15 protein-coding genes are annotated in these 15,462 nt (G+C 76.5%); 9 read left to right on the forward strand and 6 right to left on the reverse strand.

The genetic code is table 11. From position 1 onward, the window contains the following. Nucleotides 1–59: 59 nt before the first annotated feature. A complete protein-coding gene (locus MY520_RS24245) occupies nt 60–926 on the reverse strand; it encodes a DUF1206 domain-containing protein (protein ID WP_436695249.1) in 867 nt (288 codons plus the stop codon). A 24-nt stretch (nt 927–950) separates the two neighbouring features. Continuing rightward, nucleotides 951–1,799 (reverse strand): DUF1206 domain-containing protein, encoded by an 849-nt coding sequence (locus MY520_RS24250; protein ID WP_436695250.1) that lies wholly within the window; start codon nt 1,797–1,799, stop codon nt 951–953. Between the two features lie 140 nt (nt 1,800–1,939). Between MY520_RS24250 and MY520_RS24255 the strand changes: the two genes are divergently transcribed. From MY520_RS24255 to MY520_RS24270, 4 genes are all read left to right on the forward strand, one after another. Next, on the forward strand, nt 1,940–2,557 hold the full coding sequence (locus MY520_RS24255; protein WP_436695251.1) for a hypothetical protein: 618 nt from the start codon (nt 1,940–1,942) through the stop codon (nt 2,555–2,557). 103 nt (nt 2,558–2,660) lie between these two features. Further along, nucleotides 2,661–4,280, forward strand: coding sequence for an SIR2 family NAD-dependent protein deacylase (locus MY520_RS24260; RefSeq protein ID WP_436695252.1), 1,620 nt, complete (start codon nt 2,661–2,663; stop codon nt 4,278–4,280). Between the two features lie 275 nt (nt 4,281–4,555). After that, nucleotides 4,556–4,924 (forward strand): hypothetical protein, encoded by a 369-nt coding sequence (locus tag MY520_RS24265; RefSeq protein WP_436695253.1) that lies wholly within the window; start codon nt 4,556–4,558, stop codon nt 4,922–4,924. 100 nt (nt 4,925–5,024) lie between these two features. Next, entirely contained in the window at nt 5,025–5,225 is a 201-nt protein-coding gene (locus MY520_RS24270) for a hypothetical protein (RefSeq protein WP_436695254.1), read from the forward strand. 81 nt (nt 5,226–5,306) lie between these two features. On the opposite strand, the gene MY520_RS24275 is transcribed toward MY520_RS24270, so the two are convergent. Further along, entirely contained in the window at nt 5,307–7,586 is a 2,280-nt protein-coding gene (locus MY520_RS24275; protein WP_436695255.1) for a HelD family protein, read from the reverse strand. A gap of 102 nt (nt 7,587–7,688) precedes the next feature. On the opposite strand from MY520_RS24275, the gene MY520_RS24280 reads away from it, so the two are divergent. Continuing rightward, a complete protein-coding gene (locus tag MY520_RS24280; protein ID WP_436695256.1) occupies nt 7,689–8,006 on the forward strand; it encodes a DUF6191 domain-containing protein in 318 nt (105 codons plus the stop codon). Here MY520_RS24280 and MY520_RS24285 read toward each other — a convergent pair. After that, a complete protein-coding gene (locus MY520_RS24285) occupies nt 7,992–9,740 on the reverse strand; it encodes an alpha/beta hydrolase fold domain-containing protein (RefSeq protein WP_436695257.1) in 1,749 nt (582 codons plus the stop codon). The genes MY520_RS24280 and MY520_RS24285 overlap by 15 nt on opposite strands. Nucleotides 9,741–9,779: 39 nt before the next feature. Then, nucleotides 9,780–10,445 (reverse strand): hypothetical protein, encoded by a 666-nt coding sequence (locus tag MY520_RS24290; RefSeq protein WP_436695258.1) that lies wholly within the window; start codon nt 10,443–10,445, stop codon nt 9,780–9,782. A 212-nt stretch (nt 10,446–10,657) separates the two neighbouring features. On the opposite strand from MY520_RS24290, the gene MY520_RS24295 reads away from it, so the two are divergent. Next, a complete protein-coding gene (locus MY520_RS24295; RefSeq protein WP_436695259.1) occupies nt 10,658–10,828 on the forward strand; it encodes a hypothetical protein in 171 nt (56 codons plus the stop codon). A 120-nt stretch (nt 10,829–10,948) separates the two neighbouring features. Here MY520_RS24295 and MY520_RS24300 read toward each other — a convergent pair whose 3' ends face one another. Then, nucleotides 10,949–11,671, reverse strand: coding sequence for a hemerythrin domain-containing protein (locus MY520_RS24300; protein ID WP_436695260.1), 723 nt, complete (start codon nt 11,669–11,671; stop codon nt 10,949–10,951). A 212-nt stretch (nt 11,672–11,883) separates the two neighbouring features. Between MY520_RS24300 and MY520_RS24305 the strand changes: the two genes are divergently transcribed. From MY520_RS24305 to MY520_RS24315, 3 genes are all read left to right on the forward strand, one after another. After that, the gene (locus MY520_RS24305; protein ID WP_436695261.1) at nt 11,884–12,681 is read left to right on the forward strand and encodes an alpha/beta fold hydrolase; all 798 of its coding nucleotides are present in this window, start codon (nt 11,884–11,886) and stop codon (nt 12,679–12,681) included. 11 nt (nt 12,682–12,692) lie between these two features. Continuing rightward, a complete protein-coding gene (locus MY520_RS24310) occupies nt 12,693–14,951 on the forward strand; it encodes a SpoIIE family protein phosphatase (RefSeq protein ID WP_436695262.1) in 2,259 nt (752 codons plus the stop codon). 72 nt (nt 14,952–15,023) lie between these two features. After that, nucleotides 15,024–15,326: a hypothetical protein gene (locus MY520_RS24315; protein WP_436695263.1), complete on the forward strand. Its 303-nt coding sequence runs from the start codon at nt 15,024–15,026 to the stop codon at nt 15,324–15,326. The last annotated feature ends 136 nt before the right edge of the window (nt 15,327–15,462 follow it).

The following is a 15,462-nucleotide window of genomic DNA, read 5'->3' on the forward strand; positions in this document are numbered from 1 at the left end:
AGCGCCGCGTCGGTTTCCGCGGAGACCGCCGGGGAGCGCGGCGTCGGTTTCCGCGGGGTTCAGGACGACGGGTCGCGGTCGGGGTAGCGGGCGCGGGCCAGCGCGTACAGGCCGAACGCGGCGAACCCGGCCGCCACGCCGCCGAGCAGCCAAGGCCCGCTCCGCACCCCGGCGATCGCGGTCATGGCGCCGTCCAGGCCGGTGGCGGTGGAGACGTCGGCCGAGGTCGCCGCCCGCCACAGCAGCACGCCGACCAGGCCGAACGCGAGCCCCTTGGCCGCGTAGCCGACCCGGCCCACGGCGAGGATGAGCGGCTCCCACCGGTCGGGCGCGGCGGGCAGGTCGATGTCCTTCATGAAGCCGCCGGTGAACCCCCGCACCAGGCTGTAGGCGCCGACGGCGACCACCCCGGCCGCGACGCCGGCCACCAGCGCCGCCCCGCCGGGGATCTCCAGCGTCTCCCCGGTCAGCTCGCGCAGCCGCTCGTCGGCCTCGTACTCCGCACCGACGGCGAACAGCAGCGCGGTCCCGCCCAGGACGGCGTAGACCGCGGCCTTGGCCAGGCACTTGGCGCAGACGAACGCCGTCCGTCGGCGGTGCGCACGGTCGAGCAGGCCGGGCCACCACAGCAGCACCTCGCCGGCCTGCCACAGCGCCAGCGCCAGCAGGCCCAGCCCGATCAGCCAGAGCAGCACCGACCCGCCGGGGGAGCCGGCCACGGTGGACAGCGCCCCGGTCTGGTCGGCGTCGGTGCGGCCGGCCCCGCGGGCCAGCTGCGCGGCCAGCCAGCCGATGAGCAGGTGCACCACGCCGTAGGCGACCAGGCCGACGCGGGCGACCGCCTCGAGCACCGGGTGGTCGGTGACCTCCCGGGCGTGCCCGACCGCCCGGTGCACACGGTCCAGCAGCGAGCGGGGCGACGGCACGCCGTCGATCGTGCGGCCTTCGGCTCAGGTGCGCTCGGGGTAGCGGGCCCGGACGAAGCAGAAGGCGCCGAACGCGGCGATGCCGAGCGCGACCAGCGTCAGCAGCACCCGGCCGAACGGTGCCTCGAGGACGGTGCGCAGGGCGCCGTCCAGGCCGCTGGCCTTGGCCGGGTCGTAGGTGATCGCGGCGTAGACCAGCAGTCCACCGACCAGGGCGAGTGCGACGCCCTTGGCCGGGAACCCGATCAGGCCGAGCTTCTCCACGAGGTCCCGGGTGCGGGGCGGGGCCTCGGCGAGGTCGATCTGCTTGAGGAAGCGCTTCGACACGCCCTTGTAGACGAGGTAGACGCCGACCCCGATGACGACGAGCCCGATGAGGCCGACCAGCCACCGCCCGCCCGGCCAGCCGAAGACGCCGGCGGTCTGCTGCTGCTGCGAGGACGAGGAGGACTGCCCGCCACCGCTCGCGAAGCGGATCGCCAGCACGGCCAGCGCGGCGTACGTGATCGCCTTCGCCACCGACTTGACGATCTTGGTGACCGCCTTCTTCCGCGCGTCGCCGGACGCCGACAGGCCGCTGCGCCAGCGCAGCACCTCGGCGAGCTGCCAGACGGCCAGGGCGATCAGCCCGATGGCGAGCACCCACAGCAGCGGCTTGCCCAGCGGCTGCTCGGACAGCGTGGCCAGCGCGCCGGACTGGTCGGCCGACTGGCCACCGCCGCCCCAGGCCAGCTGCAGCGCCAGCCAGGCGATCAACATGTGCACCACGCCGTACGCGATGAGGCCCACCCGGGCCAGGTGCTCGAGGGCGTCGCTGTTACCCGCCCGGTCGGCCGCCCCCGCGGCCGACCCGGTCGTCCGTCGATCGCTCATGGCCGGCTCCTCTCCATTCCCACCCCGTGGGAATGATCAGCGTCGCACAGCGCGGGCTCCGCCGCTGGTCGGCGCGGGGGTGGCGGAGCTCGCCCGGCGCCGGGGCGGCCGCCGGCCGGCGGTGAGGGACACTGGCTCCCGTGGTGGACGCGGGAGCGGTGTTGACGGCGCAGACGACCCCGGAGGCGGCCCGCCGGGCGTGGCCCCGGTGGGTGGCAGGCGGGGCGGCGCTGCTCGTCGTCGCGGTCGTCGCGGTGTTCTGGGAGGGCGGCCCGCGGCTGCTGCTGGGCGTGGTCGGTGCGCTGGTCGCCGGGCGGGGCGCGCTGCTCGCCCGCTCGGGGACGCGCGGGCCCGGTGCCGCCCTGGTCGCGGCCGGGCTGGCCGCGGTCGTCGTCGCCCTGGGAGCGGGCGGTCTCGCCGGCTGGGTGCTGCTGGCCGGCGTCCCGGCCGGGCTGCTGACCGGGGCACTGCTGCTGCTGCACCGCGGTGGAGCGGTGCGCCGCAGCGGCCAGGCCGCGCTGGTGTGGTGGGGCCTGGTCACCGGGCTGCTCGCGGTCACCGGCGTCATGACCACCTGGGCCCGCGCCGCCGACGGCGCGGCGGTGGTCGCGGCGCTCGGCGTCGGCCTGCTGGGGGTGTTCGTCCTCGTGGGCGCGGCCAACCTGCGCACCCTGTCAGCGCAGCCGCCCGCAGCGGCCCGCCCCGCGGGGTGCGCCGGCTGCGCGTGCGGCGCCGGCGGCTGCGGCGCCCTGGGCTGAGCCCGGGCCCCCACCGTTGCCGCCCCGGCCCCCACCGGTGCCGCCCGGAACGGGCGGTGTCGTTCCGGTTACCCGGTGGTCGGAGCGGGGAACCCCCGGTTGCGTGAGCGGACACGTCTTCGTCGTCGGCGCCGACCTCCGCCGGCTGGTGTGCGACGACGTCCTGGTGCCGACCGACCGGGCGCTGCGGGTGACCGCCGGATGGCGGGAGCTCCTGCCGTCGGAGCTGGTCACCAGCGAGGACTCCGACGGCCTCTGTCTCGACCTCCGCTGGAACGGCGAGCAGCGGGTGCTCGAGGTGCCCGGGGACGCCTCCCCGAGGCTCTGGCTGGTCGACACCGTCGACGGCGCGGACCGCGAGCCCGACTCCGACGGCACCCTGCCGTGGCTGCTCGACGGCGCCCGGCAGGCGCTGGCCGCGGTCGCCCGGCGGGAGGTGCGCCGGCCGGTGCACGGCCGGGCCCGCCGGCTGGTCGCGCTGCCGGCCCTGGGCACCGGCTGGGGCGGGGCGGCCGGGCGGCGCGGCACGCTCCTGCAGCAGCTGCTGCCGGTGTTGCGCGAGGCCGCCGGCGAGCACGGCTTCGACGTCGCGCTGGTGCTGCGCGGGCCCAGCGACCTGGCTGCGGCCCAGCGGGTGCGCCGCGGCGAGGAGGACGGCTGGCACCTGCCCGGGCACCTGCGGGAGCTGGCCGAGGACCTCGGCGAGAGGGCCCGCCGCGGGCAGCTGGCCGCGTTCGTCGGCGCGGGGGTGAGCGCCGCGGCGGGGCTGCCCACCTGGGAGCAGCTGCTCGACGAGCTGGCGGAGCGATCCGGGCTGGACGACGCCCTGCGGGCGGGGCTGACCCGGCTGCCGGCCCAGGACGCCGCGGCCCTGCTGGCCCGGGAGCTGGGCCGCGAGCAGCTGGAGGCCTTCGTCAAGGAGCGGTTCGGGCCCGGGCGCTACGCGCTCGCGCACGCGCTGCTCGCCGACCTGCCGGTGCAGGAACTCGTCACCACGAACTACGACCCGCTGGTCGAGCTCGCCGCCGCCGACATCGGCCGCGAGCTGTCGGTGCTGCCCTTCGACGACGCCGTCCCCGGCCGGCCGTGGCTGCTGAAGCTGCACGGCGACGCCGCCCACCCGGAGAGCGTCGTCCTGACCCGCGAGGAGTACCTGCAGTTCGGCGACTCGCGGGCGGCGCTGGCCGGCGTACTGCACTCGCTGCTGCTCACCCGGCACGTGCTCTTCGTCGGCACCTCGATGCAGGACGACGACCTCATCCGCATCGCCCACCAGGTGCGCAGCGCGATCCCGAGCCCGGGGACCGAGCCGCGGCGACGCAGCGGCACCGTGCTCACCCTGCGCGAGGACCCCGCCCGCGCCCGGCTGTGGGAGCAGGACGTCGAGACGGTCGCGATGGCGCCCGCGGACACCCAGCCGGCCGAGGCGGCCCGCCTCCTCGAGGTGGTGCTCGACCTGATCGTCTGCCTGTCCACCCCGCCGACGGGGTACCTGCTCGACCCGGCCTACCGGGGCCTGCTCAACGACGAGGAGCGGGCGCTGGCCGAGGCGCTGGGCGAGGTGGAGCGGGCGATGCCGGCGCGGGCGAGCACCTCGGCCACCGGCGAGGTCGCCGCCCTGTTGCGGCGGCTCGGCTCGCGGACCTGCGCGGAGGAGCAGGCGCCGGCCGACGGGGCCACCGACCGGGTCGACGACCGGCTGCAGCGCCAGCGCCCCGGCTGACCAGGGCAGGAATGGCCATTTCTGCCCTCCACAGCCCGCGGTTACCGGGGCCTCGGGGCTGGGCAGGGCCCTCCCATGCGCCGTCCCCGCCTCGACGACACCGTCCGGCTGCTCACCCAGGGCTGTGCCTGGCTGCCGGACAGGCGCCGGGCGCTGGGCCGGCGCACCGTGCCGACCCGGCTGGGGGGGCGGCGTTCGGCATCGAGGGTCCCGACGCCGCCCGCTTCCTCTACGACGAGGACCACGTCCGCCGCGCGCACGCCATCCCCGAGCCGGTGCAGGCCACCCTGTTCGGCACGGGCGCGGTGCACACCCTCGACGGCCACGAGCACCGGGTGCGCAAGGCGCTGTTCGTCGCGCCGCTCATGGACGCCGCCCGCACCGGCCCGCTGGTCGACTGCGCCACCACCGCGTGGGACGCCGCCGTCCCGGGCTGGGTCCGCCAGGGCCGCATCGTGCTCCTCGAGGAGGCCCGCGTGGTGCTGACCCGCGCACCAACCACCGTTGTCCCACTGTCCGCGCTCGCCGTCCGGCTGGCCCGGCTGCACGTCGACGTCCCCGAGCAGGACCTCACCATCTCGCTGCGGCGGATCCCGGCCCGGCCGGCTGACGGCGTGGTGGTCGACGTGCGCGGCACCTCCTGAGACCGGCCGGTCGCGCTCCGCAACGGGCGCGCGGGAGGCGGTCCTGGCCGCCGGCCGGCCGTGGTCTGATCGGGGCCGGCTGTGGAGGGGGAGAACACCGATGAGCAGGGTGCTGGCACCGCTGACCGCGATCGTCGGTCTGGCCGCACTGGTCGTCGGCCTGGTGTGGTCGGAGCTCGACGTCTCCTCCATGCACAGCGTCACCCTCGTCGGGATCGGCGCACTGGCGCTGCTGGTCGCCGCCGCGATGGCCGGCCTGCACGAGGCGGCCGCGCTGATGTCCCGGCGCCGCCGGCACTGACCCCGCGCCGCCGGCTCTGACCCGGCCCCGGCCCGCCCTCCGAGGGGCCGACATGGCCATTTCTGCCCCGCGGGGGCCGATTCAGGCGAGGCGGGTGAGCTCCTCGGGCAGCGGGCCGGGGGAGAGGACGCCGAGCCGCTGGGTGGCGCGGGTGAGCGCCACGTACAGGTCGTTGTGGCCGCGCACCCCCTCGTCGAGCACCCCCTGCGGGTCGACGACGAGCACCGCGTCGAACTCCAGGCCCTTCGCCTCGGTCGGCGTGATCACCACCGGGCCCAGCGTCGAGTCGGCGTCCGGGCCGGAGGAGACGCCGTCCACCCGCGTCGCGACCGCGGCGGCCAGCTCGGCGACCCGGCTGGCGGGGACGACGACGGCGGTGGTGCCCTCGTGCGCCGCCCACTCCGCGGCCACCTCCGCGACCCGGCCGGCCAGCGCGCCGGCGGCGGTCACCTCGGCCCAGGGCGCGGCGGTGCCGGGCCGGACCGACCGCGGCGCCGTGGCACCGGTGCCGCCGGCGGCCAGCACGTCGGCCGCGACGGCCATGATCTCCGCCGGGGTGCGGTAGTTGACGGTCAGCTCCTCCAGCCGCCACGCCGCGCCGACGTGCGGCTCCAGGGTGTCCGCCCACGCCGACGCCCCGGCGAGCGTCCCGGTCTGGGCGAGGTCGCCGACGGCGGTCATCGACCGGGTCGGGCAGCGGCGGACCAGCAGCCGCCAGGCCATCGGCGAGAGCTCCTGCGCCTCGTCGACGACGACGTGGCCGAAGGTCCAGGTGCGGTCGGCGGCGGCCCGCTCGGCGGTGGTGCGGGTGTCGACCGCCCGCTGCCGCTCGGCCAGCTCCTCGGCGCCGATGAGGTCGCCGGCGCTGAGCACCTCGGCCTCGAGGTGCTCGTCCTCCAGGTCGATGGACCGCGAGCCGTGCAGCACGTCGAGGGTCTCCTGCGCCTCGGCCAGCCGGCGCCGGCGGTCCCGCTCCTCGCGGGCGCGCTGGGCGCTGTCGTCGAAGCCGAGCAGCTCCTCGGCCTCCTCCAGCAGGGGGACGTCGCCGGGCGTCCACGCCGCCCCGTGCCGGCGGTGCAGCAGCGCCCGCGTCTCGTCGTCCCACCCCGGGGTGGCGCGGGCGACGCGGGCGGGGTCGCCGTAGAGGTCGCGGAGCAGCCGCTCCGGGGTCAGCACCGGCCACAGCTCCTCCACCAGCCCGCGGACGGCGTGGTCCTCGGCGACCTCCTTGCGCAGCGCGGACAGGTCCTCGCGGTCGAGCAGGTCGGCACCGAGCCGCTCGGCGTACCGCTTGGTGAGGAGGTCGACGATCCGGCGGGCGAAGTGCGGGCGGGCCAGGTTGTGCAGCCGGTCGGCCTTGCGGGCGGCGTTCTGCGCCCGGGTGACGTCGATCGGGCGCAGCCGGAGGACGTAGCCCTCGATGGTCACCTCGCGCGGGCGCTCGGGCACGACCTGCCGGTCGGCGACCGCCCGCGCCAGCACCTCCACCATCTCCAGCCGGCCCTTGACCGCGGCCGTCTCGGGCGACTCCACCCCGCGGGCGTCGAGGCCGGGACGCAGCTGACCCAGCCCGGCCAGCAGTACGCCGGTCTCGCCGAGGGAGGGCAGCACGTCGGCGATGTAGCGGAGGAAGGTCGGCGTCGGGCCGACGACGAGCAGGCCGCGGCGGGCCAGCCGCTCGCGGTGGGTGTAGAGCAGGTAGGCCGCGCGGTGCAGGGCGACGGCGGTCTTGCCGGTGCCGGGGCCGCCCTGGACGACGAGGACGCCGCGGTCGTCGGCGCGGATGATCCGGTCCTGCTCGGCCTGGATGGTGCGGACGATGTCGGTCATCCGGCCGGTGCGGGCGGTGTCGAGGGCCGCCATCAGCGCCGCCTCGCCGGTCAGGCCGGAGGTGGCGACCCCGCCGGTGAGCACCTCGTCGTCCAGCCGGACCACCCGGCGGCCGCGGGTGCGGATGTGCCGGCGCCGGGACACGCCCAGCGGGTGCACCGGGGTGGCGGTGTAGAAGGGCCGGGCGGCCGGTGCGCGCCAGTCGACCAGGGCGGGGTCGCCGCCGGCGTCGTCGGCGGCCAGCCCGATCCGGCCGATGTAGAGCGGGCCGTCGTCGGTGCGGTCGATCCGGCCGACGCACAGGCCGGCCTCGGCGGCGTCCAGCGCGGTGACCCGCTCGGTCTGGAACCGCACGGTGGCGTCGCGCTCCTGCAGCGCCTGCGGGTCGACCGCGGGCCAGGAGATGGCTTGCCGGAGCCGCCGGCTGGCGAGGTCGCGGGCGGCGTCGAGGCGGCCGTAGAGCTCCTCGACGTACTGCTGTTCGGCGTCGATCTCGGGGTGGGGAACGACATCGGGCTGCGTCGTCGGCACTGCACGTCTTCCTGTCGGCGTCCGTCTGCGGCAACAGACGAACGTCCATGGTGCCCCCGCATTCCCCGATGTGCGGCGCGCCGCCCCGCCTACGCTCGTTCCATGGGTGCCGGGCTGCTCGTCGCGCTGACCCTCCCGGGCCTGGTGCTGCTCCTCGTCGCGCTCGCGGCGGCGGAGCAGCTGTGGTCCCGGCTGGGCCGGCGCAGCCCGGTCACGCGGCGGGAGCGGCACGCGCTGGCGGCCGGCGGACTGGACGTCTTCTCCGCCGCACTCGCCCCGGGCCGGGCGGTCGACCTGGAGCAGCAGCGCATCCAGGAGACCAGGCGGGTCGACGTCGAGGACGGCGCGCCGCCGACCAGCACCGTGGACCTGGCCGGCGGCGTCGCCGTGCTCGTGGTGGGGCGCTCAGCCCGCCAGTAGCCGGCGCAGCCAGTCCAGCCGGGCCGCGCGCGCCTCCCGGGAGATGGTCGCGTCGGGGGCGAACCCGTCGAAGCCGTGGAAGCCGCCGGGCCACACGTGCAGCTCCGCGCGGCCCCCCGCCTGCCAGATGCGGGTGGCGTACTCGACGTCCTCGTCGCGGAAGGTCTCCGCGGAGCCGACGTCGATGAACGCCGGTGGCAGGCCGGACAGGTCGGTGGCCCGCGCCGGGGCGGCGTAGGGGGAGACGTCGGGACCGCCGCGGGCGTCGCCGAGCAGCGCCGTCCAGCCGGTGTCGTTGGCGGTGCGGTCCCACACGCCGAGGCCGGCCATCTGGTGGGACGAGACGGTGTCGTTGCGGTCGTCGAGCATCGGGCACATCAGCAGCTGCCCGGCCAGGGCCGGGCCACCGCGGTCGCGGGACAGCAGGGCCAGCGCCGCGGCCAGGCCCCCGCCGGCGCTGCCCCCGCTCAGCACGATCCGGTCCGGGTCGATGCCCAGCTCGCCGGCGTGCTCCGCGGTCCAGACCAGCCCGGCGTAGCAGTCCTCGACCGGGCCGGGGTGCGGCGTCTCGGGCGCCAGCCGGTACTCGACCGACACGACCGCCGCGCACAGCTCCTCGGCGTGCTCGACCATGCCGAGGACCCCGGAGCGGTTGTCGCCGGCGACCATGCCGCCGCCGTGGGTGGAGTAGATCGCCGGGGTCGGCCCGGTCGCGGCGGTGGGGCGGCAGATCAGCAGCGAGACGTCCGGGGCGCCCGCGGGCCCGGGGACCGCGCGCTCCTCGATGGTGAAGGCGCCGCCGCGGCGCAGGTCGTCGTCGGTCGGCCGCGGCATGAGCTCGCCCTGCCGGAGCACCGGGATCATCTCCGCGGTCAGGGGCGTGGAGAACACCTCCGCGAACTGCTCCAGCGCGACCGCGCACTCCGGGTCGAACGGGGGCGGCGGGCCGATCTCCGCGGCGGGACCGGCGGACGGCGACGTCAGGGTCACGGGACCTCCTGCGCTGGGGACGACGGCGGAGCGGCCGTCGTCGGCCATCCTGGTCCCCTCCCGTCGAGGTGGGCCACCAGCCGGTCGGCGAGCTCGGCCGGGCGGCTGAGCGCGACCAGGTGCCCGCCGGGGACCTCGTCGACCGGCAGTCCCAGCCGCTCGGCGGCGATCCGCCGCTGGAAGGCGAGGGGGAAGAAGCGGTCGTCGCGGCCGGCCAGGACACCGGGTCGGGACGTCGGGCCAGCGGTCCAGCGGCCACGGCTCGGCGAACGGCGTCCCCGACTGGGCGAAGTCCGGAGGCCCGGTGGCCAGCACCTCGGGCGGCACGTCGTGGGTGAAGGTGTCGCCGAGGTCCTCGGGGTCGTAGGGCCAGCCGTGCTCGCGCGCCGCCTCCTCCCGCGCCCGGGCCTGCCCGGTCGCCGTCCACCACTCGCCGCCGCTCTCGCCCGGTCGAGGGACCATCGCGTTCAGCAGCACCAGCAGGTCGACCCGGGTGGCGCGGCAGACCAGCGGCGCGGTGAGCGCACCCATCGACTGGCCGACGACGGCCAGCGGCCCGTCCCGGGCTCCGTCGAGCGCCTCGACCACCGTCCGCGTGTACCGGTCGAGCCCGGCGGAGTCGTCGCCGGCGGGCAGCTCGACTGGGACGGCGGTGGCGCCCCGGCGCTCCAGCTCGGGCACCAGCCGGTGCCAGTACCAGGCCTGCCCGCCGGCTCCGGGCACGAGGACGAAGGTCGCGGTCACACCGTTCCGACCGCCGGGGGAGCCGGGACTCATCGCCGGTCAGAACAACCCGGCCAGCCCGTGCAGGACGTCGGCGACGGCGTCACCGGGGAGGTCGGCGTCGGTGGACGTCGCGGCGCCCAGCTTCTCACTGCCGGTGAGGGTCGCGATGCCGTCGTCGGCCCGGTCGGCGGAGGTCAGCGTGCTGTAGCCGTACTCGTACCCGACCTCCCAGTACGTCCAGCCGCCGGCCTGGGCGAGGACGACGGTCACCGTCGCGTACGCGTAGCCGGCGGTCGCCGCGGGCTCGGAGTAGTCGGCGTAGCCGTCGTCGTCCACGTCGTGGGCGTAGGCGTCCACGTACCCGTCGAGGTCGGCGTCGGCGCCCCACACGTCGGGCAGCCCGTTGTAGGTCGTGTCGACGCCGACCTCCTCGACGTAGCCGTCCTCGTCGCTGTCGAAGGCGAAGGTGTCGGCCCAGCCGTCGAGGTCGGTGTCGACGGTGATCTGCTCGGCGACGCCGTCCTCGTCCCAGTCGATGGCCCAGGTGTCCTCGTAGCCGTCCCCGTCGTCGTCGAAGCCGTAGCCGTCGGCGTAGCCGTTGCCGTCGGTGTCGTAGGCGGTGAACGCCACGGACGAGGCCGACGCGGTGCCGGCGCCGGCGAGGACGGTCGCGACGGCGGCGACCGGGACGGCGGTGCGCAGCAGGGTGCGGGTCAGGGTCATGGCGGGTGCCTCCTCGGGTGGGGGAGCCGGCGGTCCGGCTCGCTGCGAGGACGCTCCCGCCGGGCGCTGGCGGGGCGCTGGGGCGGCACTTGGACGACCGCTTGCAGCACCTCTAGGAGCGGTGCGGGTTCCGCTCCAGGACGGCAACCCGCAGGTCACCTCCCCGACATGTCGGCCGCCTACGGTCGGATTGCGCACCACAGGAGGTAGACATGACCACGATCACCACAGACCGGGCCCCCGCCGACCGGCAGGCCCGCCGCCCGTCGCGGTCCCGCAACCGCCCGCGCCTCGACCGCACGCCGTGGACCTGCGCCAACTGCCTGCGGCAGACCGTGCCGCCGCGCAAGCGCTGCGGCGACTGCGGCACGTCGCGCTACTAGAAGGACCCCCTGCCCACCACCGCTCGCACGCTCGCGGCGGGACCCTGCAGGGGGCCGGTCCGCAGGCTCGGGGCGGAACCCGGGACGGGGCCGCGGCGGGACCCCGCGGGGGCCTGGGGGTCAGGGGGCCGGGGGCGCACCCCGCAGCCGGACGACGGCGGCGCGGTGCTGACGGCGGCCGGTCAGCCGCCACGCCAGCCGGGTGCCCGGTGAGAGGCCCGCGAGCAGCCGGGTGCGGTCGCCGGGGCAGGCGTCCTCGAGTGCGAGGCCGAGCACGAACAGCTGCTCCCGGGCCGACAGCGTGCGGCGCGCGGCCCGGGTGACCGCCGTCCAGGCCTCGGCCGGGAGGTGGTCCGCGATCAGCGGCAACAGCTCTCGATCCTCCTCGGCGGTCTGCGCGTCGACGGCGTCGGCGAGGGCCCGGCAGGCCATTGCGAAGGCGTCCCGCGCGCTCGCGGCCTCGGCCACCGCCCACTGCCGCGCGGCGGTGGACAGGTCGCGCAGCCGGTGGTCGAGGCCGGCGACGCGGGCGGTCCAGTCCTGCACCCGCTCGCGGGCGGCGTCCACGCGGTCGGCCGGCAGGGCGCGCAGCAGCGCCGGCCACAGCAGCTCGCGCTCGGTCGCGTGGTGCTGGAGGAGCAGCCGGCCCATGAGGTCGGCGTGACGGGTCAGGGTCCGGGTGCGGTCGACGTCGTCGGCCGGCGCCCAGGCGGCCAGGTCGGCCAGCAGGCGCAGCTCGCGGCGCACCAGCTGGTGGACCACACGCTGGTAGGCGACGGCGCGCGAGGGCGGGCCGTCGACGGGCGGGGCGGTGGGGCGGGGGAGGACCGCGGCGGCGGTCATGAGACACCTCGTGGCGGGTCGTTCGGCTCTCGGATGCCGAGGAGCGTAGGGACGCCGCTGTCCCGGGCGACAGGGTTTTCCGTCCCTCCCGGGGCGGGACACCGCGGGATCCCCGCCGGGTCGGACGGCGGGTCCACCGCGCGGTGGACAGCGGGCCGCCGCGGTGGCGACCGAGGGCGACAGGAGGGGTACCGGACGGATACGTTCGCCCGGTGAGCGCGATCATGCGGAACCGCGTCCGCGTGAGCGGGGTGCCCGACGGGCGACCGATGCTGTTCGCCCACGGGTTCGGCTGCGACCAGGAGATGTGGCGGTTCATCGCGTCGGACTTCGAGGTGGACCACCGCGTCGTCCTCTTCGACCACGTCGGCTCCGGCCGGTCGGACCTGTCGGCCTACGACCCGGTCAAGTACGGCTCCCTGCAGGGGTACGCCGACGACGTCGTGGAGATCTGCCGCGAGCTCGAGCTGACCGACGTGGTGTTCGTCGGCCACTCGGTGAGCTCGATGATCGGCGTCCTCGCGGCCGCGCGGGCCCCGGAGGTCTTCGGGGCGCTGGTGATGGTCGGCCCCAGCCCCCGCTACGTGGACGACGAGGACTACACCGGCGGGTTCTCCCGGGCCGACATCGCCGGGCTCCTGGAGTCCCTGGACAGCAACCACCTCGGCTGGTCGGCGGCCATGGCGCCAGTGATCATGGGCAACCCCGAGCGGCCCGAGCTCTCCGAGGAGCTGACCAACAGCTTCTGCCGCACCGATCCCGACATCGCCCGGCAGTTCGCCCGCGTCACCTTCCTCTCCGACAACCGCGCGGACCTCCCCACCGTCCGGGTCCCCACCCTCGTGCTGCAGTGCAGCGCCGACGCGATCGCGTCCGAGGTGGTCGGCCGGTACGTGCACGAGCACGTGCCCGGCAGTGTGTTCACCCAGCTCGCCGCGACCGGGCACTGCCCGCACCTCTCGGCGCCGGAGGAGACGACGGCGGCCATCCGGGCCTTCCTGTCCGCCTGACGGCCCCCGCCATGGACGACCCGGGGCGCACCGACCCCGCCCTCGACGAACTGCTGGAGGACGATCCGGCCGACCTCTACGAGAACGCGCCCTGCGGCTACTTCTCGACGCTGCCCGACGGCCGGGTGGTCAAGGTCAACCGCACCTTCTGCGAGTGGACCGGCCGGAACGCCGCGGACCTGCTCGGCTCCCGGTTCCAGGAGCTGCTCAGCATCGGCGGGCAGACCTTCTACGAGACCCACCTCGCGCCGCTGCTGCGGATGCAGGGCGCGGTGCGGGAGGTGGCGCTCGACGTCGTCCGGGCCGACGGCACGTTGCTGCCGTGCCTGGTCAACGCCGTCGAGGTGCGCGACGAGACGGGTGCGCCGGTGCTGGTGCGGGCGACGGTGTTCGAGGCGACGGCGCGGCGCCGGTACGAGCGGGCGCTGCTCGCCGCCCAGCGCGCGGCCGCGGAGTCCGAGGCCCGGTCGCGGGTGCTGCAGCAGGTGGTGTCCGAGGTGTCGGCGGCGACGTCTGTCCGGGACGTCGGCCAGGTGATCGTGTCCCGCAGCCGGGAGGTGGTGTCCGCGACCGGCGCGGGGCTGTGGCTGGCGACGGAACGGCGGGGCAGCGCGCGCCCCGAGCCGTCGCTGCCGCCGGTCGAACTCCTCGCCGTCGACGGGATCCCCGAGGAGCTGCTCCGGGAGATGGAGGCGGCGGCGATCGGCGGCGCGGAGCTGGTCCGCAGCGGCGGGGTGCACACCGTCCCGCTGGGCGCCGGGGTCCGGTCGGTGTGGCCGGGGCTGGCGCGGGCGATGGCCGACACCGGGCAGGAGGCGCTGGTCGTCGTCTCGGTGAACGCCGACAACCGGCACCTCGGCGCGCTGGTCCTCGTGCTGGGGGCGGCGGGGGAGAGCGAGCTGATCGACCTCGCCGAGCCGGGGCAGCGCGGCACGCTGGGCAAGGCCGACGCCGACCTGCTGGCCACGATCGGCCGGCAGGCCGGGCAGGCGATCGAGCGCGTCCGGCTGTTCGAGGAGACCGCGCGGCAGGCCGGGCGCTCGGCGTTCCTGCTCGACGCGTCCCGGCTGATGGCCTCGGCGGTGAGCGTCAGCCAGACGGCGGAGCAGCTGGCCGAGCTGGCGGTTCCGCGGCTGGCCGACATCTGCGTCATCGACCTCGCCGGCGAGCACGGCCTGACCCGCCCGGCGGCGCGGCACGGTGACCCGGTGCTCGGACCGCTCATGGCCGAGCTGCAGGAGCGGCACCTGCCGCAGCGGGGCGACCCGCACCCGGGTGCGCAGGCGATGCGGCAGGGCCGGACGGTGTGGATCCGCCAGGTGACCGACGAGTGGCTCCAGCGGATCGCGACCGACGCGCGGCATCTGGAGATCGCCCGGTCGCTGGACCTGACGGCCCTGGTCTGCGTGCCGCTCATCGCCGAGGGCCGCACGCTCGGCGTCCTGACCCTCGGGGCCGACAGGCGGCGCGGGCCGTTCACCCCTGCCGACATCGAGGTCGCCGAGCAGCTCGCCCTGCAGGTGGCCCAGGTGGTGGACAAGGCGCAGCGGCTGGAGCTGGAGACGCTGACGTCGCACACACTCCAGGCCAACCTGCTGCCGCCGGCGCCGCCGCCGGTGCCCGGGCTCGCGGTCGCCGTCCGGTACCTGGCGGCCAGCCGCGGCGCCGACGTCGGCGGCGACTTCTACGACGTCGTCCCCCTGGCCGGCGACCAGGTCGCGCTGGCGGTGGGGGACGTCGTCGGCCACGACATCACCGCCGCCGCGGTCATGGGGCAGCTGCGCAGCGTCTACCGGGCGACGCTGGCCGACCGGCCGTCGCCGAGCGCGGTCATCGCCCGGCTGCAGGCCGGCTGGTCGCTGCTCGGGCTGCAACGGATGGCGACGGCGCTGTTCGCCACGCTCGACCCGGAGACCGGTCAGCTGCGGGTGGCCTCGGCCGGGCACCTCCCGCCGCTGCTGGTCGCCGGGACGGACGCGGCCCTGCTCGACGTCCGGCCCAGCCGGATGCTGGGCGCCCCGCCGGCGCCGGCCCCGGCGGCGGAGTGGGCGGGGATCCTGCCGCGCGGTGCCACGCTGCTGCTCTACACCGACGGCCTGGTGGAGAGCCGCGTGGCCGACATCGACGAGGGCTTCGCGCGGCTGCTGGGCGCCGCGGTGCGGGCGGGCACGTCCGACCCCGACGAGCTGTGCGACCGACTGCTGGTCGAGCTCGCCGGCGACGTCCGGGGCGACGACGTCGCACTCCTGGCGATCACCCGGCTGCGGTAGCGCGCCGCCCCTGGCGCCGGGCAGCCGCGCGCGCGACCATCGGGCTACGGCACGTGCGGCGCGGAGGCGGCCATGGAGCGTTCCCCCAACCCGGTGACCGACGCCATCGACGGGGCCACCGGCGACATCACGATGTCCGGCGACGCGATGCGCTGGTCGCCGGAGCTGGCCGACGGGCAGGGGCACGGCCCCACCGGGGCGTTCCCGGGGGTCGACGTCGCCGCCGGGTTCGGCTCGTTGCTCGGTCTGGACGGCGCAGGGGTGCGGCGGCTGGTCTCGGGTGCGGTGAACCAGCTGACCACGGTCGCGACCGACGTCGTCTCCGAGCTGCGTCAGCTGACCCGCGGCCCGTCCGAGGAGGACCCCGAGCGTTGACGCCCGGGAAGCCCGCCGGCCGGCGCTCTGGCACCCTGCGGAGGAGGCAGCAGCCACACCGACGTGGGGGTCGCAGCGCATGAGCAGTCCGTTGAGTCTGGCGCCGGCGCCGCGGTCGGAGGCGGCCGAGCGGGTG

The sequence above is a fragment of the Geodermatophilus sp. CPCC 205506 genome, assembly GCF_051383635.1.
Lineage (GTDB): Bacteria > Actinomycetota > Actinomycetes > Mycobacteriales > Geodermatophilaceae > Geodermatophilus.